General features: G+C 44.5%; 15 protein-coding genes and 1 pseudogene. All 16 read left to right on the forward strand.

Annotated features, from left to right (window positions below):
* Positions 1–111: 111 nt before the first annotated feature.
* Positions 112–1,104, forward strand: a complete 993-nt coding sequence (locus F0251_RS13790) for an ABC transporter substrate-binding protein (protein WP_061034074.1) — start codon at positions 112–114, stop codon at positions 1,102–1,104.
* 155 nt (positions 1,105–1,259) lie between these two features.
* Positions 1,260–2,159, forward strand: a complete 900-nt coding sequence (locus F0251_RS13795) for a proline/glycine betaine ABC transporter permease (RefSeq protein ID WP_008217852.1) — start codon at positions 1,260–1,262, stop codon at positions 2,157–2,159.
* Positions 2,152–3,384: a glycine betaine/L-proline ABC transporter ATP-binding protein gene (locus tag F0251_RS13800; RefSeq protein WP_171731184.1), complete on the forward strand. Its 1,233-nt coding sequence runs from the start codon at positions 2,152–2,154 to the stop codon at positions 3,382–3,384. The genes F0251_RS13795 and F0251_RS13800 overlap by 8 nt, the downstream gene beginning before the upstream one ends.
* A gap of 371 nt (positions 3,385–3,755) precedes the next feature.
* Complete coding sequence (locus tag F0251_RS13805; RefSeq protein WP_061034075.1) at positions 3,756–4,160, forward strand: Hpt domain-containing protein; 405 nt, start codon at positions 3,756–3,758, stop codon at positions 4,158–4,160.
* 205 nt (positions 4,161–4,365) lie between these two features.
* Entirely contained in the window at positions 4,366–5,874 is a 1,509-nt protein-coding gene (locus tag F0251_RS13810) for a sigma-54 dependent transcriptional regulator (RefSeq protein WP_061034076.1), read from the forward strand.
* A complete protein-coding gene (locus F0251_RS13815; protein WP_253820280.1) occupies positions 5,855–6,985 on the forward strand; it encodes a glycosyltransferase family 4 protein in 1,131 nt (376 codons plus the stop codon). The genes F0251_RS13810 and F0251_RS13815 overlap by 20 nt, the downstream gene beginning before the upstream one ends.
* A gap of 197 nt (positions 6,986–7,182) precedes the next feature.
* Positions 7,183–8,556, forward strand: coding sequence for an O-antigen ligase (locus tag F0251_RS13820; protein WP_116870550.1), 1,374 nt, complete (start codon positions 7,183–7,185; stop codon positions 8,554–8,556).
* A 93-nt stretch (positions 8,557–8,649) separates the two neighbouring features.
* Entirely contained in the window at positions 8,650–9,435 is a 786-nt protein-coding gene (locus F0251_RS13825; RefSeq protein ID WP_116870549.1) for a DapH/DapD/GlmU-related protein, read from the forward strand.
* Positions 9,428–10,546, forward strand: a complete 1,119-nt coding sequence (locus F0251_RS13830) for a glycosyltransferase (RefSeq protein WP_171731185.1) — start codon at positions 9,428–9,430, stop codon at positions 10,544–10,546. The genes F0251_RS13825 and F0251_RS13830 overlap by 8 nt, the downstream gene beginning before the upstream one ends.
* Positions 10,543–11,967 (forward strand): Wzz/FepE/Etk N-terminal domain-containing protein, encoded by a 1,425-nt coding sequence (locus F0251_RS13835; RefSeq protein WP_061034080.1) that lies wholly within the window; start codon positions 10,543–10,545, stop codon positions 11,965–11,967. Before F0251_RS13830 ends, F0251_RS13835 begins: the two co-directional genes overlap by 4 nt.
* A gap of 278 nt (positions 11,968–12,245) precedes the next feature.
* Positions 12,246–13,346 (forward strand): glycosyltransferase, encoded by a 1,101-nt coding sequence (locus F0251_RS13840; RefSeq protein ID WP_061034081.1) that lies wholly within the window; start codon positions 12,246–12,248, stop codon positions 13,344–13,346.
* Positions 13,343–14,530, forward strand: coding sequence for a glycosyltransferase family 2 protein (locus F0251_RS13845; RefSeq protein ID WP_171731186.1), 1,188 nt, complete (start codon positions 13,343–13,345; stop codon positions 14,528–14,530). Before F0251_RS13840 ends, F0251_RS13845 begins: the two co-directional genes overlap by 4 nt.
* A gap of 9 nt (positions 14,531–14,539) precedes the next feature.
* On the forward strand, positions 14,540–15,199 hold the full coding sequence (locus tag F0251_RS13850) for a sugar transferase (RefSeq protein ID WP_032498275.1): 660 nt from the start codon (positions 14,540–14,542) through the stop codon (positions 15,197–15,199).
* A gap of 177 nt (positions 15,200–15,376) precedes the next feature.
* Positions 15,377–16,244, forward strand: a pseudogene (locus tag F0251_RS13855) (LysR family transcriptional regulator).
* A 99-nt stretch (positions 16,245–16,343) separates the two neighbouring features.
* A complete protein-coding gene (locus F0251_RS13860; RefSeq protein ID WP_171731187.1) occupies positions 16,344–17,453 on the forward strand; it encodes an efflux RND transporter periplasmic adaptor subunit in 1,110 nt (369 codons plus the stop codon).
* A 9-nt stretch (positions 17,454–17,462) separates the two neighbouring features.
* On the forward strand, positions 17,463–20,573 hold the full coding sequence (locus F0251_RS13865; RefSeq protein WP_171731202.1) for an efflux RND transporter permease subunit: 3,111 nt from the start codon (positions 17,463–17,465) through the stop codon (positions 20,571–20,573).

Consider the following 20,573-nt stretch of genomic DNA (forward strand, 5'->3'; position numbering starts at 1 on the left):
TCCTTCTGCTCAAATGGTTCAAAACATGGAAAGGATCACCATCGAGCAATTCAGTTAGTCAACTGACCTTGACTAGCTTGGTTGTATTATTAAAGAGAAAGGAAACTCAATATGAAATACAAGTTAAGCTCCGTATTTTTGTTAGTTGCAGCAGCCAGTGGTCATGCTAACGCTGGAGAATGTGGCAGCGTAACAATCGCAGACATGAACTGGAACTCTGCAACTCTTATAGCCAACATCGACCAATTCATCCTTGAGCATGGTTACGATTGTGATGCCGAACTCATCCCTGGCGACACTATGCCAACCGGCACATCCATGATTGAAAAAGGCCAACCAGATGTTGCACCGGAACTATGGAGTAACAGCCTAAAAGACGCTCTTGATAAAGGTGTTGAAGAGAAACGTCTTCGCTACGCAGGTAAAGCTCTTGTAAATGGTGGTGAAGAGGGTTTTTGGGTTCCTGCTTACCTAGTTAAACAAAACCCAGAAATGGCAACAATCGAAGGTGTACGCAAGAACGCTGCGTTGTTCAAGCACCCTGAAGACCCAGATACATCCGCATTTTACAGCTGTCCAGCAGGCTGGAACTGTCAAATCAGTGCCGCTAACCTGTTTGACGCACTTAACCTAGAAGAGAGCGGTTTTACCATCGTAGACCCTGGCTCAAGTGCTGGTTTATCTGGATCTATCGCGAAAGCTTATGAACGTGAAGAAGCTTGGTTCGGTTACTACTGGGCACCAACTGCAGTTCTTGGCAAATATGACATGGTAAAAGTCGACTTTGGCAGTGGTGTTGATAAAGAAGAATTTATCAGCTGTACGACCCAAGAAGGCTGTGAATCTCCTAAAGCAACCATGTACCCGCCTTCTCCTGTCCACACCATTACCACTGAAAGTTTTGCATCGCGCGCACCGGAAGCGTACGACTACTTTACTAAGCGTGGTTTCACCAACGAAAAAATGAATGCTTTACTAGCTTGGATGGAAGACAACCAAGCGGATGGTGAAGAAGCGAGCATACATTTCTTGAGTGAATTCCCAGAAGTATGGCACCCATGGGTTTCTGAAGAAGTCGCAAAAAAGGTTGAAGCTGAGCTTTAATAACAATGCTTAGTGAGTAGTTATATTTGTCTATGGCTACGCTTCAATACAATGGAAATAACGTCGCTATACTTGATGTTATTCGTAATTCGGAGCCTTGTTCACATCGCATTTTAGTGTGTTGAACAAGTGGCTCCGAACTATAAGGATATAAAATGGCTGACAGCAATTGGTTATCGAGCTTCCCAGAAATGGAACGCTCTGATTTGCGAGCAATTAAAAAGACGCTAGACGGCGCATATCGTGAGTTTTCCCGTGAATATGGAGAAATGATCGAATCATTATTTGACCCTCTTCTTTCCTTCCTAGTTTGGTTTGAAAAACTTCTAATCTCTACCCCTTGGCTGATCGTTCTTGGCGTTTGCACGGGCTTAGTTTATGCCGCCAGTCGCTCTTGGAAACTGGCTCTAGGTTGTGTGCTCTCTCTACTTCTCATCGGCTACTTTGGTATGTGGGAAGACACAATGCGGACACTCAGCATCATCACTGTGTGTACCTTAGTTTCTATCTTCCTAGGTATTCCTATTGGTATCGCCATGGCGCGTTCTAATCGCGCACAATCGATCGTTACACCACTGCTGGATATTATGCAGACAATGCCTGCGTTTGTTTACTTAATCCCAGTCGTTATGCTGCTTGGTATTGGTAAAATTCCAGGTCTTATCGCCGTGGTTATTTACGCAATCCCCCCTGTGATTCGTCTAACTAACTTAGGCATTCGTTTAGTCGATAAAGAAGTGTTAGAAGCTGCGACTGCTTTTGGTGCGAGCAAGAAACAGCGTTTATGGGGCGTTCAGTTACCACTGGCAATGCCAACCATCATGGCAGGTATAAACCAAACCATCATGATGGCCCTATCAATGGTGGTTATTGCGTCTATGATTGGTGTTAAGGGCTTAGGACAACCGGTTCTTAAATCGATTACCAACCAATATTTCACTCTAGGCTTGATGAACGGCTTCGCCATTGTTGCACTCGCGATTCTGTTTGACCGAGCGTCACAGGCTTATGCGCGTAGAACCAATGCCCACCTAGGAGGGTTCAAACATGACTAAACCATTAATCGAAATTAGTGGCCTGTTCAAAGTGTTTGGGCCTAAACCTCTGTCCGTAATGGACCGCGTTAAGAATGGCGAGCATAAAGATGCGATTCTCGCCGACACCGGTCATACCGTTGGCCTTAAAGAAATTAACCTTCAGATAAATCGCGGTGAAATCTTTGTGATTATGGGGCTTTCAGGCTCAGGTAAATCAACACTCATCCGTCACTTCAACCGCTTAATTGACCCGACTCAAGGTAAAATCACGGTAGAAGGCATCGACGTAATGAGCTTGAATACCAAAGAACTGGAAGAGTTTCGTCGTCACAAAATGTCGATGGTATTTCAACGCTTTGGGTTGATGCCACACCGAACTGTGGTTGAGAACGTCGCCTATGGCTTGGAAGTCCAAGGTATCAAAAAAGATGAGCGCCTATCAAAAGCAAATGAGTGGTTGGAAACCGTAGGTTTGAAAGGGTATGGCAATCAGTACCCTGCCCAACTTTCGGGTGGTCAACAACAACGTGTCGGCTTATCACGCGCCCTGTGTACTAACGCTGAAATTTTGTTAATGGATGAAGCCTTTTCTGCACTCGACCCTCTCATTCGAAGCGAAATGCAAGATCAGTTAATTGAACTTCAAGAGAAACTCCATAAAACCATTGTCTTCATCACCCATGATCTAGACGAAGCCCTCCGCCTAGGTGACCGCATCGCTATCCTTAAAGATGGCGAGTTAGTACAGCAAGGCACGCCTCATGAAATCCTACTTAACCCTGCCGATGATTACGTTGAGGCATTCGTAAAAGACGTGAATCGCGCTCGTGCTTTGACTGTAGAAACAGTTATGCAGCCTCCTTTGTATCGAATCACCTCAGAGACCATCGAAGGTGCATTGGCTCAAATGAAGATGCTCAAGCACGATTACGCTTATCACGTTACTGACGATGGCTATCAAGGTTTGGTCACAAAAGAGAGCTTACAAGACGCTGTTGAAGATTCTTCGGTTCACGATTTCAGTGATGAGATCTACGAAGAAGTTCCTGTGGTATTACCTGATGCAGTGATTGAAGAAGTTCTGCCAGACACCATGTCTTGCGACTACTCTCTTCCGGTCGTGGACGAAGATGGGAACCTCAAAGGTGAACTAGAGAGAAGCGCTGTTGCCGACATCTTCTCAGAGACAAGCGAGGAAGAAGTAGAACCTATCCCAAAGCCAAAAATTGACAAAGCGTCTTAGTCCAAGTCCAACTTGGACAAAGGCGTAACCAATGACTTTATTAACACTTAGGCCACCACTATTCAGCAACAGGGTGGCCTTTTTCTTTAGTTTACTAGATTTAGAGGAAACGAGGTTTTTTAGCACTAGAGTCCAAGCCCTTCTCCTATTACACACCTAAGTTCATATTTTGTAAGTAAAAATACATATAATCAATCCGTTAGGTTTATCACAAAGATAGCCACAAGCATGGCTTAATGTCGATTTATTCTGCTGTTTATAAGGCAACCAGTTGAAATTATTCCAGAAAATGACTAAAACTTAAGAGTGCAAACGAGTATTAGACTTCTCGATGATGTAAGTATTTACAGCTCAATAAAAGGACTAGTTTGATGAACTCGACTTTAACGTCAGACACACCTTCAGGTGAAAATAAGCTAAAAAATGAAGAGCTTGTGGAAGAAAGCGTACTTGAACAGATGGTTCGAGATACCAGTCCGGAGATTATTCCAATTTTAATCGACCACTATGTGACAGAGTCACAGGCTCGTTTACTCACCATTAAAGAAGCAGTTAGCAACAACGACGCTCAAACGCTCGAGTTTGAAGTCCATACCCTTGGTAGTACCGCACTTTCGCTAGGTAACCGGCCTTTAGGTAAGTTAGCAAGAGCATTAGAACAGCAGTGTTTAGAAGCGCATCATGAACAAGCCTTTCTGCAGGTTGGCGAGTTAATCGAACTTGCAGAGCGTTCAATCAACGCGTTATTAGAAAGAAAAGAAGCCGGTTTTAGTTAGCGCTCTTTCACCAGATATAAATTAGTTAAATAGCTAAACATAGTCATCACCGATTTACGTTTCATGGTCATCTGTTCGCATAAACAGACTAAACTCAAATAAGACAGCGCGCCCAGTAAGTAACAAAGACCGTCGACTCGTATCTACGCTCAAACATCACTATGTTATTGATTGGTTAGGATAAAGTTTCAAAAGGAATTACACAATGCGCCCTAAGGTATTGTTAGTTGAAGACTCCACCTCCCTCGCCGTACTTTACAAGCAGTACGTAAAAGACGAGCCATACGACATATTTCATGTCGAAACTGGAGCTGAAGCTAAAACATTTATAGAGAGACACGTCCCACAACTGGTTATCCTCGATCTTAAACTGCCTGATATGCCAGGTGAAGAGGTCTTAGATTGGATCAGTGATAACGACATCCCAACCGCTGTAATCATCGCGACAGCCCATGGTTCAGTGAACATTGCCGTTGACCTAATTCAGCGCGGTGCGGAAGACTTCTTGGAAAAGCCAATTCAAGCCGACCGCCTCAAAACATCGGTTAACCTGCATCTGCGCAGAGCCAAACTCGAAAATCTAGTCGACAATATTCAAAGCAAATTCGATCGTGACCGTTTCCATAACTTCATCGGTTCTTGTTTACCGATGCAAGCCGTCTATAAAATCATCGACTCAGTTGCTCCGACAACCGCAAGTGTGTTCATCAATGGCGAGAGCGGGACAGGTAAAGAAGTATGCGCAGAGGCAATTCACCAAGAGAGTCAGCGTGGTGATAAACCATTCGTTGCCATCAACTGTGGTGCTATCCCCCGCGACTTAATGGAAAGCGAAATCTTCGGTCATGTCAAAGGCGCATTTACCGGTGCTACAACCGATCGTAAAGGTGCTGCAATGCAAGCACACGGTGGCACACTGTTTCTGGATGAACTTTGTGAAATGGAATTGGAAATGCAGAAAAAGCTCCTTCGATTCCTACAAACCGGGACTTTTACCCCGTTAGGTGGCAACCGAGAAATCAAAGTAGATGTCAGAATCATCTGTGCGACTAACCGTGACCCTCTCGTCGAAGTAGAAGAAGGTCGATTCCGTGAAGACCTTTACTATCGTGTACATGTGGTGCCTATTGAGATGCCACCGCTGAGAGAAAGAGGAAGTGACATTGTCACTCTAGCTAACCACTTTTTGAAACTTTACGCCAAACAAGACAAGAAGAAATTCAATTCTATCGATAAAGAGACACAAGGTTTACTTAAGCGCTATCCATGGCCGGGCAATGTTCGTCAGCTACAAAACATCATTCGCAACATCGTAGTGTTAAACAATGAAACCAGTGTAACCAAAGAGATGTTACCTGCTCCGATCAATAAAGCAGACGCTACAACCTCAAAAAGCGTTACGCCAATACGTAGCGCTGTTGTGGAAGCCGTGTCGCCAGTTGTTCAAGAAGGTAAGCTGCCTCCAGTCACACCAGAAGAGCTTGAGCGTTCATCTGTCTCTCCAGACACAAATGATCCAATGACACCGGCATTTACCACTAGTGACGGTGCGATACGTCCAATGTGGCAGATAGAACGCGAAGCCATTCAACATGCGATCAATCATTGTGATGGAAATGTGTTAAACGCTGCCGTTTTATTGGAGCTGAGCCCTTCCACTGTTTACCGTAAGAAACAGGCTTGGGAGTCTGAAGATGAGTGTAACCAAGCCTAATTTGGATACTCAAGCTCAACCAACTCAGGTTCAGGGGCATTTAGTTCCTGAACCTCAAGAGATTTGGCTACTCATCGATAGCCAAACCTTTGGTGGAATTGAAACGCATGTCATTGAGCTCGCACTTGGTTTACTTAAACATAACCGCAAAGCTAGAGTCGTCCTGCTCACCAAGTTTGCTCCTCTTCCCCCAGTGATAACACGCTTAAAAGACTTAGACCTGCCTTACAGTCACCTTAACGACTTAGCACCAAGTAAAACCTATTCAGTTTCGCAACTTAAACTGGCAATCACGCAATATAAACCCACGCATGTCCATGCTCATGGCTACAAAGCAAGCATTGTGAGTAAACTGGTGAAGCTAGTGACCCCAAGCCATTGTAAGCCTCGTCAAATATCGACGTATCACGCAGGCGAAACACCTAAAGGCAAAGTTTGGATCTACGATTTTTTAGATAGATATACTGGATTCCTGTCCAATCACTGTTTTGTTGTCAGCAACAAAATACAAGATAAGATCCCGTCACGAACTACCCTGCTTAATAATTTCATTGCGATCCCAGACAGCTCTCCGAATGCTCAACATTTAGTTAACGAAAGCAACAGTGAACAAATTTATCAGGTAGGTTTTATTGGCCGTTTAAGCCACGAAAAAGCGCCAGACCGTTTTGTTGCTCTTGCACAGTTTGCGGCTAATCATAAATTTCACCTATTTGGAGATGGTCCTGAAAGGCAAACGCTCGAAAAGAGTAAACCAAATAACTTAACATTCCATGGACACCAAACCAGTATGGACCATGCATGGAAAACCATTGATGTTTTAGTCATACCATCTCGTTACGAAGGTCTACCTATGGCGGCATTAGAAGCCATGGCTCGCGGCATACCGGTTATAGCGACCAACGTTGGTAATCTATCGCAACTGATTCAGCATGAATCCAATGGTTACATCGCTACAAATGAAAGCGAACTCACTGCATGTTTAACGAGTTGGTTTGACCTCCCTTTTCAAGACAAGCAGACTATGGGAATGAAAGCCAAAGCGACCATCCGCGAGCATTACTCTCCACAAGCTGTTATTCCCCAGATCCTAGCCTGCTACAGTGCATAACGTTGCCACACCATAGATTCAATCCAAATAACAATGGCAAGCGCGTTTCCAATTTGATTCTCATTTTGACCCGCCTCAACTCAACGTTTTAGAAAAATCTAAATTGAACATAAATACAATAACTTAGTGTCAGTCGATATGTGGCATTCACCTTGCTATGTCTTTAGTTGAATAATAAAAAACGCTAGGGATTTACAATGAGAGACCAAGTTAACCGAACACCGCTAATTTTAGGGCTCTCATTGCTAAGCCTTGTTATTGGTGCTGCTTGGTATCTCGTTCCTCACCCAGCAGTGGCTATCGGACTCGCCTTTATCCCGCTTGGTGCCTTGTTCGTCATCAATAAGGCATTTTGGTTTGTAATTCTGTTTGTTGTGTTCTCTTTTTTCAGGATTCATGAAGCATTACCAGTACTCTATCCAATGAAGATCCCTTTGTTACTGTCCATGGGGGCATTGTCGGCATTGCTGTGGCACTCACTGGTCAGTAGAGAGCTTAAAATCTCTTGGCATCATTCTCTGAATTGGCTGGTTATCTTTTGGATTCTCACGATCATTGGGATTGTTTTTGCCTCTAATAGACCGATCGCGTTAGCTGAATTTAAAGGTATCTACTGGAAGATTATTGTCATGACTCTTGCCATTACTTGGCTCGTGAACACCACGGAAGACTTAGCGAAAACGGCGATGACGATCATATACGCGGGAGCTCTGGTCAGCACCATCGCCGTTTACAACTCAATCAACGGTATTGGTTTGGTCGAAGGCACACGCGTAACCATAGGTCGTGATTTTGGGTCAATGCTCGGAGATCCTAACGATTTGGCGCTGGTATTAATGTTCCCTCTCGCATTTACTATCAGTCAAGCCAGCACTTCCGGAATCCCATTGTTTAAACGAATTATCAGTGGCTTCGTTTGCGTGCTACTACTCGCTGCTATCATCGCAACGCAGAGCCGTGGTGGACTATTAGGGTGTATTGCCGTGATTGGTATATTTGCTTGGAAGTTGGTTCACTCTAAACTCTTGTTAATGTCTGGCGGAGCAATTGCCGCAGTCGTCCTTTACTTAGCTGCTGGAATATCAGACAGAGCTTCAGGTGGTGCGGCCGAAGAAGGGATTGATGAATCCGCTATGGGACGAATATACGCTTGGGAAGCCGCTTTCAAAATGGCATTAGACAACCCTCTTACTGGGGTTGGCTTAAATAACTTCTACTCTAATTACTTTTTTTATAGCGCTTATTGGGATGGATTAAATCATGCTGTGCACAGCACCTGGTTTGGCGTTTTAGCTGAAACTGGATTTATTGGGTTGATCATTTTCGTAGGGCTTATCGTATCTCTGATCAAAACCTCTCGTGCCACCTTGGCGCAACTTAAAGCTGCGGGTTCCAATGTCCCACCAGAACTCAATGCTATCGCCTACGCGGTCTACGCAGGCCTGATCGGTACCATTGTTTCCGGCACTTTTCTAACTCAAGGCTTCAACTGGCCGATTTACATCCTTGCAGCACTCACAGTTTGCGTTTCAAACGTATCTCAAACTGCTTGTCAAAATGAGAAAATCTAAAAGCTAAACCTTAACTCATTGAAAATATGGGCTTTACTATATGGCACACAATATGAAGGTACTTCTATATAACAACAGAGAAGGAATTTCATTATGACGTCAGCAAGCATCCATCAATTTAAACACTGGCTTAAGTTTCACCCTAATTCTCGAATTAGAAATGTTTTTTTCATTTTGAAAAACATCAGAAGCGCCGAGCTCCCTACTCCTCAGATCTTCAATCGTTGCCTATACCAAACACACAAATTGATTGTGAATGTCATCGGGGGATTTACTCGCTTTTGCTACTGGACCCCAGCGTTCAAAGGCAGAGTCGCACAGTGTGGTAAGCGCCTATATTTGTATGGAGGCCTACCTTTCGTAAGTGGACCACTGCAAATTTCAATTGGGAATGACTGTCGTATATCGGGTCACACTACATTTTCAGGGTGTACGCAGCCGCTCGACGGTTTAGAGCATCCGTTACTGTCAATTGGTGATAATGTTGATGTGGGTTGGCAATCAACTATCGCGGTCGGCAAACGAGTGATTATCTCCGACAACGTCCGAATTGCTGGCGGTGCCTTTCTTTTTGGTTACTCCGGCCACCCACTTGATGCGACACGTCGTGCAAACGGTGAAGGTGATGACCCACAACAGATTGGCGACATCATACTAGAACGAGATGTGTGGCTAGGGACCAATGTAACTGTCAAAGGCGGCGTGACAATTGGTGAAGGTGCCGTGATTGCTGCCGGTAGCGTTGTAACCAAAAGTATTGCCCCATTCTCTATTGCCGCAGGTAATCCCGCACGAGTGGTTGGGGAAATAAAATCCGAAGAAGTGACGGAGTCGGATGTTTTTGATGCATTTGAGACTCACGGAGGTGACCATGCGTGATCTCATTGTATTCGGTGAAGACTTTGGCGGACTTCCATCGTCAACCCAGCACTTAGTTCGCCAACTAGTTAAAACACATAAAGTACTTTGGATTAACTCCATTGGCCTTAGACAACCACGCTTAAGCGTGAAAGATGTAACGCGTGCGTTCAATAAGTTGTTTGGTAAGACTAACGCAATCACCCAGAACATGTCGGACTCTGTTGGCCTCAATAACATTAAAGTCGCCAACTTGAGAACCATTCCTGCTCCTGCATCATACGCTTCGCGCAAGCTCGCTCAAATGATGATGTTGCAACAGTTAAAACCAATGATTGAAGAGCTTAACTTACAAGACCCTATCCTGTGGACGTCACTTCCTACTGCAGTTGACCTGTGTGGGCATCTGGGTGAGTCTGCTGTCGTTTATTATTGCGGCGATGATTTCAATGCGCTCGCAGGCGTTGACCACCAAACTGTCGCTGAGCACGAATCTAAACTTATAGATAAAGCGGATCTGATTTTCGCAGCGAGTAAAGAGTTAGTGAAAAAGTTTCCTAAATCTAAAACGCAGCTGCTTCCACACGGCGTTGATGTTGAGCTATTTTCTACACCAGTAGCCAGAGCTGAAGACCTGCCAAGCAGTCATCGTCCGATTGCAGGGTTTTATGGCAGCCTGTCGAAGTGGCTAGACTATGACATGATCGGACATGTTGCTCACGCAATGCCTGAATGGGATTTTGTATTCATTGGGCCCAACGAGCTTGATACGCTAATGTTACCAAAGTTACACAATGTCCATTACCTTGGCCCAAGACCACATCACACCTTACCAAGTTACTCACAACATTGGAATATTAGTTTGCTGCCCTTCGTAGACAATGAGCAAATACAAGCGTGTAGCCCACTTAAGCTAATGGAATACTTAGCTGCAGGCACACCCATCGTAACAACACCATTCCCTGCGATGGCGTCTTATCAGAAGCACGTTACAGCTATCAACAATGCCCAGGAAATGATCCAAGCACTTAACAACGCTCGTCAACTCACTCACTCGCCTATCTCTATCGTCGAAAAAGACAGCTGGAAAAACCGTGGCAACTTCGTACATTGGATGCTGGAGCTATTATGAACAATCTCAAGCTGCGTTTATTAAGCATATTGAACGGGATGTGGCGTCAGCGCTACGTGATTCTAATCCCTATTCTTATCTTGCCATTTGTGGGGTTTGGTGTGAGTAAACTTGCGCCAACAAAATACGATTCGCACACCAGTATGCTGATACAAGAAACCGCGAAAATGAATCCGTTTCTTGAGGACATCGCCGTTTCTACCATGCTTAAAGACAGAATGAGTGCACTTAGAACCCTGTTACACAGCCGTCACGTTCTTTATTCGGTGGCAGATGAGCTTCAGCTAACAAAACCAGATATGTCGGAAGTTCAAAAACAAGAGATCATTACGGATTTGTCAGAACGTTTATCTGTTACTCAAATGGGTAAAGATTTCTTAAAAATAAGTCTTACCTCTAACACGCCGATCGGTATGGAAGAGACACTTAGTTCCGTCAGCGAGCATTTTATAGAGCAAATATTGGCTCCAGAACGTTCGTCGATCCAAGACTCGAGTAGTTTCCTTAGAATTCACATCGACGAGCGAAGCGCCGAACTGGCAAAGGCGGAAGAAGAGTTAGCGAGATATATTAATGAAAATGTACACTCAACTCCTGAGGTTCAAAGCCAAAGCTTGAATCGATTGGCTTCGTTAAAGCAAACCCTAGCCGAGAAAGAAGCCGAGTTATCAGGCGTTGAAAAAAGCCTAGGGTCAATTGACCAACAACTATCAAAAACCAATCCTGTTATCGGACGATTAGAAGATCAGATCATTGACACACAAAGTTCGTTAACCTTATTAAAAGCAAAGTACACCAATAAACACAGTGCTGTACAGGCGAAGGTCCTTGAATTGGAACGTCTTGAGAACGAAAGAAAAACACTGCTCGCACAGAAGCAACCCGGAATGAACAGTGACCAATTGTGGGATATAGCGAGTAGCACCTCACTAGACAAACTCTCCGACACGCAACCTCTTTTAGTGACTCAACTTCATAACCTTCAACTTGTTCGGGGGCGCTATGAGTCATTAAAAGAAGAGACAAAAAGCCTTAAAACCATGATTTTTGAATTGGAACACAAGGCAAACAACTTCGGTGACAACGCAAAAGAGATGTACCGTTTGCAGCGTGATGTAGAAGTTAAGCGACAACTATTCGATGAACTTAATGAACGTTATGAGATGGCTCAGTTAACTGGCTCGCTAGGTGTGTTCGAAGAAAATAAACGTGTGAAGATTATCGACTTACCTTACACCCCGAGTATCAAATCGAATATGCCGACCTTCATATTCATCCTAGCAGGTCTGATCGCAGGCATTGGCTTGGGTGCGGGGTTAGCGATACTGTTCGAATTGTTTGACTCATCGATCAAACGAAAAAGTGATATTGAAGCGATCATGGGCGTGTCGGTATTAACGGTCATTCCGAACATGAACTAAGGGCTCACTATTAAAGAAACGAGCGCCAACCTGATGTTGGTGCTCTTTTTTTAGCGATAAACAGCATTGTTGTTCCATTGGAGATTTGAGCCGATTCCTCTCACTGTCGATTGTCTTTTGATTCCTATTTTGAGAATGTAAAATCAACAGACACTAAATTAAATTAAGCCATTGATTAAACTTAATTAATTTTCTGGCACGGCACGTGCAACATTGCAGTCATAACAACAAATATGTTTAGCAAAAAGACTTAAAACGTCAGTGCAAGGAGCCGCATTATGGAAAAGCCAAATACAAACCAACGTAAGAAAGTCATACATGTGGTTCAGCACCTAGCGCCAGGAGGTTTAGAAACACTCACTCTCGACTTGTTACGTCTTGCAAAGCCACTCGACCAAGTACTAATCGTTAGCTTAGAAGGAACCAAAGATAAGGCGATAAAAAATTGGCCGAAACTACAACCGTATCAAAATCAGATCGTGTTTTTAGATAAAGCACCGGGTGTTCAATTCGGTATCATCGTCAAACTCATTAAAGCTTTTAAAGCAATACGCCCGGACGTCGTCCATACGCATCACATTGGTCCATTGCTCTACGCTGGATACGCCGCGAGAGTTTCAGGCGTCCCAACACGTATCCATACAGAGCACGACGCATGGCATTTAAAAAACAACAAACGTCGAAGACTCCAAGCCCTTGCTTTAAAAGCCGCTCAACCGACATTAGTTGCCGACGCGACCCGTGTCTATGACCAACTTCGTCATACTTTTTCATACAACAATATCATCACCATAAAAAACGGTGTCGATTGCGATAAATTCAAGCCAACGCCCAAAGCGATTGCTCGACAAAAGCTCGAATTACCTAACGATAAACACATCGTTGGCTGTGCTGGACGCTTAGAACATGTGAAGGGACAAGACCAACTCATCAAAGCGCTCTCCTTTCTTCCCGCTAATTTCATTGTTGCGTTCGCAGGTGACGGCTCAAAGCGAACCCAATTAGAAGCATTAACGACAAAACTTGGTTTACACGAACGCGTAATATTTCTGGGGTTAGTTGAAGACATGACCACATTTTATGGCTCGCTCGATACTTTCTGTCTTCCTTCACGACACGAAGGTCTGCCCCTGTCTACGTTAGAAGCGCAAGCTTGCAATATTCCTACGGTAGCAATGGATGTTGGTGCAATTGATGAAACGCTATGTCCAATTAGTGGCACGCTGGTAAAAAAAGGAAACATTATTGAGTTAGCCAACGCGCTGCTAGAGGGTCAGCAGCAACGCTTCCTATCACCGCGCCAATATGTGCTCGACAACTTCGATATAGTGAAAATGGTCGCGTCTTACGACAATATTTCTCAAGGAGCTTGCGCATGATTGATTGGGTATTAGCCGGTTTGTGTTTGTTTTCAGGAATGTTGATTGTCTATCACCATGCAGCGTATCCGATCCTTTTACGATGGTATGCGAAAGGCCATCCAATACGTCAAGTAGAAGAAAGCCATCGCTGCTACAAAGATGAAAAACAAGATTGTACGTTACCAAGCATCACTATTCTGGTACCGGCATTTAACGAAGAGCAATGGATAGCGGATAAAATCCGTAACCTAGCATCATTGGATTACCCGAAGAAAAAACTTACTGTAATCATTGCTTGTGATGGGTGTACGGATAACACCGTTGAAATTGCTCAAATGACCATCCAAGAAGCAATATGCAGTGACATCCATTTCGAGATACATGATCACACTCAGAACCGAGGTAAAGTCTCAGTAGTAAACGAAGAAGTGACAAACATAACCAGCGATATCACAGCACTTAGTGACGTGTCAGCCCTGATATCATTGGATGCACTTTTAATTGCCGCTGCTCACTTCGAAAGTGACAAGGTTGGTGTCGTTAACGCTACTTATCTGTTATGCCCTACAGGAAACGAAGGTGAAAACACCTATTGGCAATATCAAACGGCGGTGAAACAGTGTGAAGCATCTTTGGGGTCCAGTTTAGGTTCTCATGGCGCCTTCTACTTATTTAGAACATCACTTTTCGAGCCACTGCCACTCAATACCATTAATGATGATTTCATTTTACCGATGCAAATCGTCAAGCAAGGCTATATCGCCGAATATGAAACTCAAATGGTTGCACTGGAGCTTGAAGAGTCGAACCTCAAAACCGACTTCAAACGTCGCTTACGTATCTCGGCAGGTAACATGCAGCAAGCCATCCGATTATTCGGCTTGTTCAGCCCTAAGTTCAAAGGCATCGCTTTCGCTTTCTTTTCAGGTAAAGGGCTACGCCTACTGACCCCCTATTTGATGATCATGTGCTTAGTGTGTTCAGCTCTCCTAAATCACTATTTAGTGTTCGAAGCGCTGCTGTGGGCACAGATTGCGATATACACCATTGGTTTACTTGGCTGCATATTACCTAAGCGCCTAGTCAACAAACCTATTTCATTAATTTCTTATTTAGTCGTTGGGCATTATGCCAACTTCATTGGCGGATTACGCTACTTATTCGGACTTGAAAGCTCACCTTGGACTCGAGCAAATCGTTAAGGATTGACCATGATGAACATTGACCAACTATCAAATCACAACCTTTACCAATACAAAGTCTCTCGTGCGAAGCGTACCTTCGATTTTGTCGCCTCATTGGTTGCACTTATTATTCTGTCGCCAGTGTTCCCTATCATTGCCCTAGCGATTGTTTTTACTTCTCGTGGTCCAGTGCTTTATCGCCAGCTTCGTGTCGGTAAATCAACACCAGAGAAAATGGAAATCTTTGAGATAATGAAGTTCCGTAGCATGTACGAAGATGCTGAGTCTCGCTCCGGTGCGGTTTGGGCGACACAAAACGACCCTAGAATTACACCTGTCGGTCGTTTTTTAAGAAAAACTCGCCTTGATGAAATCCCTCAGTTATTCAATGTGCTAAAAGGTGAAATGTCTTTAATTGGTCCGCGTCCAGAACGTCCTACTTTCTACACTAAGTTAGAAAACGAGATTCCGTACTTTGCAGACCGTACCTACGGCGTTATGCCCGGTATCACGGGTCTAGCGCAAGTCAATCAAGGTTACGACACTTGTATTGACGATGTTCGTCGTAAAGTTGGATTCGACCACAGCTATGCATTGAGCCTTTGCTCGGTCAAATCTTGGATTGCAACAGACCTAAGCATCATAACCAAAACGATCGTCGTTATGGTTGATGGCCGTGGGCGCTAAAATAGACTTTGCATTCAATTACCAGTATCGAACTACTCTAGTCCCTCACTTTTTGATTTATGTCCTATTAAAACCAATGAGTCGTTAATTGCTCATTGGTTTTTTCGATTTTATATACCATCTGGTATACGATGCGGACTAATTGACCCAATTATCTACGCTAAGTCGGCCGTCACTATGAAAATTGAAGATCTTAAACTATTCACTACCGTTGTTGAGCTTGGAAGCTTTACCGCTGCCGCGAAGGCTCTCGATCTTCCGCGAGCAAATGTCAGTCGACGAATCAATGACTTAGAGAAATCACTTAATATACAATTGTTCTTCCGTACGACGCGAAGCCTATCCGTTACCAAGTCTGGCGAGCTGTATTACAACGAACTGCTGAAGGCATTAAGTGCTTTGGAAAAAGCCAATCACGTTGCGTCGAACTTGTTGGAAGTACCTCACGGTCGAGTCAAGATCGGTTTGCTTCCAGAGACCGGTGATATTGTCCAAGCCACCCTATTCAAGTTCCAAGATCTCTACCCAGAAATAGAGCTCGATATTCGCAGCATCAGTAACGGTTTTATCGACATGTATCGCCAAGGGTTAGACCTTGCGATGCATGGTGGTCGTTTGAGTGATTCTAATGTTGTCGCGCGTAAGGTAATGGATTTGCAGCGCATTTTCGTTGCTAGCCCTGAATACATTGCTAAATCGGGTAAACCTACAACGCTTGAAGAGCTGTCTAAATTTCCGTTTGTCTGTTTCCGTTGGCCAAGTGGTGATGTTGATAAAGAGTGGGAAATATCAGGACAAATTGTAAAGGTAGAACCCTCTATCGTTAGTGATAGTATCGGCTTTGTGAAGGGTGCATCTACCCGCCATCGAGGTACCTCTATTGATGGTGAGACAAGAGCTTAAAGAAGGGTCACTGATTAACCTTTTTCCTGATCACACCATGCAACAAGAAGAAGCTTGGTTGTTGTACCCGCAGCGCAAAGCACTCAGCCACGCAAGTCAATTATTGATTGATTTCTTGTTACAAGAACTGCCAAATCTCTAATTATTGTCACAAATAGCATGACAGTGTTATACCGTTAGCACTGATTATCTCTAGTCTTCATCTCGATAGAATTGCTCCATCAATATTTAGGAGCAATTCATGATGTCCATCTATCGCTACTCTCTACTCGCAGCCACTCTTCTCCCTCTTATCGGTTGCAACCATTCTGTTTCTACGGAGCCAACTGCAGATTCATCTAAAGTAACGGAAGAACGCCCTATTCAAGTCATCCAACTTGAATCTGCATCTCAACAGTCGAGTAAAACCTTCACAGGGAAGCTTCAATCAGTAGAAACCGCAGGCGTGGCATTTCGTGTTCCCGGTACCATACAAAAATTGCTAGTTAAAACGGGGGATCGCGTGCAAAAAGGTCAGCCTATCGCTCAACTCGACCCACACGATTACCAAGTTGCTTTAGAAGAGTTGCAAGCTCGCGCTTTAGAAGCGAAATCTGCACATAAGTTAGCAAAAGCCGAATTAGCCCGCGTTAAACAAGCGATTGCTGATGATGCTATTGCTAACGTAAACCTAGACCGTGCAATCAGCGGTTACGAACGCAGCGAAGCCGCAGTTAAGGTAGTAGAACAAAACATTCGTCGAGCGAAAGATTCGGTGCGCTACACCCGCTTATTAGCGCCTTTCGATGGTGTGATTGCTTCATCAAACTTCGATCAATATGAACAAGTGCTTCCTGGTGTAGCTGTGTTTACTATTCATAAGCCGGAACAGCTTGAAGTGACCATCGACGTACCAGAAAACTTGATTCACCAATTCGAAGCTGAACAACAAGCTACCATCAGTTGGTATCACGCAAAAAAGTCTATTACTGGTCATGCGACTGAAATCTCCACACTCCCTCACCCAATAAAACAGACCTATTCTGTGACTTATCGTTTGGATGATTTAACTAATACAGACTCTCGTAACCTATTACCTGGTAAAGCGGTGACGCTCACCACTGATTTAGGTGAAAGTAGCAACAATTTCTGCCTACCTTACTCATCAATTGTTAATCAGTCTGGCGATGAACAAGTGTTTGTTATCAAGGGCTCACAAGCTGAATCCGTGCCGATCAACATTACCTCTGTGAGAGAAAACAGCGCGTGTGTCGATTCAACTTTAAATGATGGCGATTTTGTCGTCGTAAGCGGTGCGCAATACATCAAGGAAGGCCAGCATTTCTCATCCATCCAAGTTAAAGAGCTGTAGGTGAACACCATGAACTTAGCTGACTTTTCCATAAAGCAACGAACCTTTGTCCTGTTCTTCACCGCGTTAAGCGTGATTGCTGGGCTCTATTCTTATTTTGATCTAGGAAAACTTGAAGACCCAAGCTTCACCGTAAAAACGGCTGTCGTCGTCACTCTCTACCCTGGAGCTTCGGCTGAAGAAGTTGAGCAACAAGTCACGGATACGGTTGAAACCAAACTTCAAGAAATGGCGACTTTAAACCGACTACGCTCGCTTTCTCGTCCAGGCATGTCGATGGTGTTTGTCGATTTGAAAGAGTCGCTAAACTCAAAAGAACTCCCACAAGAATGGGATCTACTTCGTCGTAAAGTATCAGACATGAAGATGCTCCTACCGAGTACTGCGCAAATCAGCATAGTACAAGACGAGTTTTCTGAAGTGTACGGGATGCTTTTCTCAGTTTACGGTAAAGACGCGACTCCATCAGAGCTTCGTAGTTATGCGGAAGAGTTACAACGTCGCATTAAAACCGTCGATGGCATTAAAAAAGTAGAATTGCATGGTGTCCAACCGCGCGTTGTTCATATTGATATTCCTGATGAACGTTTGGCGCAGTACGACTTATCTATGGCGCAGGTATGGAGCCAGTTAAACACGCAGAACACCACGTTTGACGCAGGTAAGTTCTCTGCGGGTAGCGAACGAATTCGAGTTCAGCAATCAAGCCAATTCACTTCTTTAGCGGACATCAAAAACCTGATGATTAAAGGTGGCGTAAGTGATTTAGGTACTGGCCTTATCCGTCTTGGCGATATTGCTGATGTGACCATGGGCTATCAAGAACCGATGATGACAGAAAACCGCTACAACGGTATACCAGCTGTGACGCTTGCCATGAGCCCTGTGTCTGGTGTGAATGTCGTATCTCTAGGCGATGACATCAATCGAATCGTCAATGAGTTCCAAGCATCGTTGCCTCTGGGTGTAGAAGTCGCCACCGTTGCCAATCAACCTGAAGAAGTTCAAAAGTCGATAGATAACTTCGTAAGCAACCTACTTGAAAGTGTTGCGATTGTATTTATCGTGCTATCCGTTTTCATGGGCTTAAAGAGTGCAACCATTGTTGGCTCTAGTTTACTACTTACGATTCTGCTGACGCTCATCTATATGAACATCGCAAACATCGACTTACACCGTGTGTCTCTCGGTACCTTTATCCTTGCTCTGGGCATGTTGGTTGATAATGCAATTGTGATTACCGACATGATGATCGTGAAGATTAACAAAGGTATCGACCGAACGGTTGCAGCTATCGACTCAGTAAAAGAGACGGCAACACCGCTGTTTGGCGCGACCGTGATTGCAATTATGGGTGCGAGCCCGGTTATCTTCTCTCAGACAGATGCCGCTGAATTTGCGAGTTCAGTATTCTTGATCATCGCCTCTTCACTACTGCTGTCATGGTTTGTCGCAATGACGTTTACCGCGCTAATGTGCTGGATGTTCATTAAGCCAACTGAGCAAAAAACCGATACAAAAGTCAGCTTGTACCGAAAGAGCGTGAACTGGACCGTCGATAATCCAATTAAAGCACTGTCAGCACTGATACCTTTGATTCTGGTTACCGCGCTAGCGATTCCAAGCATTGCGATTAATTTCATCCCGCAAGCAGACCGTCCAATCTTGTTCCTTGATTACTGGCTCCCGAATGGCGCAAAGATCGAACAAACGTCACAAGATATGGAGCGTATTGAAGCCTGGTTATTAGAACAACCAGAAGTGACCAGTATCTCTACCTATGTTGGCGCTGGTGCACCACGATTCTCAGTAACGATCGAGCCAGAACCATTCGTCCCTGCGTATGGCCAAATATTGATTAACGCGACCGATTATCCATCACTCAGTACCTTAATCGCTCGTGGTGACAAATGGCTTGCAAAAGAGTTTCCAAACGCGAACCCAAGGTTCAGAGGTTTGAAGCTTGCGACATCAGATAAATTCAGCGTAGAAGCGCGCTTCTCTGGCCCTGACGTTGCTGTACTGCATGATTTATCTAACCAAGCTAAAGCGATTTTTGAAGCGCACCCTGATACCAAGTATGTGCGTGATGACTGGCGACAAAAGAGCAAAGTGCTTCAGCCGATCATCAACCAAGATAAGGTTCGCCAAGCTGGTATCAACCGCGCTGATAGCGCATTCGCAATGAAGCGTGCTTCTGAAGGCATGCCGCTAGGACGCATGAACCTAAACGATGAACTCATTACGATCCAACTTAGACGCACAGATCGTAGCCTTCAATCACTAGAGACATTGCCAGTTCGCTCACTATTGGGCTTACATAGCGTACCTCTCGGCCAAGTGGTGGATGGGTTTGAACTAACAAGCGAAGAGACCATGATTTGGCGTCGTGATCGTGTGAAAACCATCACCGCACAAGCCGGTGTTGGCCGCTACACCACTCCGGCTGCTGTAAGAAATGCCGTCATTGACGATATTGAAGCTATCGAACTTCCGCCAGGTTACAGCCTTGAATGGGGTGGCGAATACTATGACGAACATAAAGCAGTGAGTGACATCCTCAAGCAACTACCAAAAGCGATGTTGTTGATGGTGATCATTCTAGTCGCGATGTTTAACGGCTTTAAGCAACCTGTGATTATCTTCACCACATTACCGCTTGCAGCAACGGGGGCGACATTCAGCTTGTTGTTATTGGATAAACCTTTCGGCTTCATGGCTTTGATTGGTGCAGTCACCCTAACAGGCATGATCATCAAAAACGGTATTGTACTGATGGACCAAATTGAACTGGAACGCACCAATGGTCGTACTCTGTCGGATGCCATTAAAGAAGCAACCGTGAACCGTACCATGGCGATCTCAATGGGCGCACTAACAACGGCTCTTGGTATGATCCCGCTACTGACGGATCTCCTATTCGACCAGATGGCGGCAACGATTATTGGTGGTTTGGCGGCTGCAACCGTGTTGTCTCTGTTCGTTATGCCCGCGCTATACAAACTGTTCTATCGAGCAGAAGAAACAGTGAGTATTTCAGATGCTATAAAGGATGCTGTTGTTGTGCTTGATACGACACCTAGCAATACAGGTAACCAACAAACTAACGTCACTCAATAA

The organism is Vibrio sp. 070316B, assembly GCF_013114115.1.
GTDB classification, from domain to species: Bacteria; Pseudomonadota; Gammaproteobacteria; order Enterobacterales; family Vibrionaceae; genus Vibrio; species Vibrio chagasii_B.

Bases quoted from the DNA above. Each gene is read 5' to 3' on its own strand.
- F0251_RS13790 (WP_061034074.1), top strand. From the start codon at position 112: ATGAAATACAAGTTAAGCTCCGTATTTTTGTTAGTTGCAGCAGCCAGT.
- F0251_RS13795 (WP_008217852.1), top strand. From the start codon at position 1,260: ATGGCTGACAGCAATTGGTTATCGAGCTTCCCAGAAATGGAACGCTCT.
- F0251_RS13800 (WP_171731184.1), top strand. From the start codon at position 2,152: ATGACTAAACCATTAATCGAAATTAGTGGCCTGTTCAAAGTGTTTGGG.
- F0251_RS13805 (WP_061034075.1), top strand. From the start codon at position 3,756: ATGAACTCGACTTTAACGTCAGACACACCTTCAGGTGAAAATAAGCTA.
- F0251_RS13810 (WP_061034076.1), top strand. From the start codon at position 4,366: ATGCGCCCTAAGGTATTGTTAGTTGAAGACTCCACCTCCCTCGCCGTA.
- F0251_RS13815 (WP_253820280.1), top strand. From the start codon at position 5,855: ATGAGTGTAACCAAGCCTAATTTGGATACTCAAGCTCAACCAACTCAG.
- F0251_RS13820 (WP_116870550.1), top strand. From the start codon at position 7,183: ATGAGAGACCAAGTTAACCGAACACCGCTAATTTTAGGGCTCTCATTG.
- F0251_RS13825 (WP_116870549.1), top strand. From the start codon at position 8,650: ATGACGTCAGCAAGCATCCATCAATTTAAACACTGGCTTAAGTTTCAC.
- F0251_RS13830 (WP_171731185.1), top strand. From the start codon at position 9,428: ATGCGTGATCTCATTGTATTCGGTGAAGACTTTGGCGGACTTCCATCG.
- F0251_RS13835 (WP_061034080.1), top strand. From the start codon at position 10,543: ATGAACAATCTCAAGCTGCGTTTATTAAGCATATTGAACGGGATGTGG.
- F0251_RS13840 (WP_061034081.1), top strand. From the start codon at position 12,246: ATGGAAAAGCCAAATACAAACCAACGTAAGAAAGTCATACATGTGGTT.
- F0251_RS13845 (WP_171731186.1), top strand. From the start codon at position 13,343: ATGATTGATTGGGTATTAGCCGGTTTGTGTTTGTTTTCAGGAATGTTG.
- F0251_RS13850 (WP_032498275.1), top strand. From the start codon at position 14,540: ATGATGAACATTGACCAACTATCAAATCACAACCTTTACCAATACAAA.
- F0251_RS13860 (WP_171731187.1), top strand. From the start codon at position 16,344: ATGATGTCCATCTATCGCTACTCTCTACTCGCAGCCACTCTTCTCCCT.
- F0251_RS13865 (WP_171731202.1), top strand. From the start codon at position 17,463: ATGAACTTAGCTGACTTTTCCATAAAGCAACGAACCTTTGTCCTGTTC.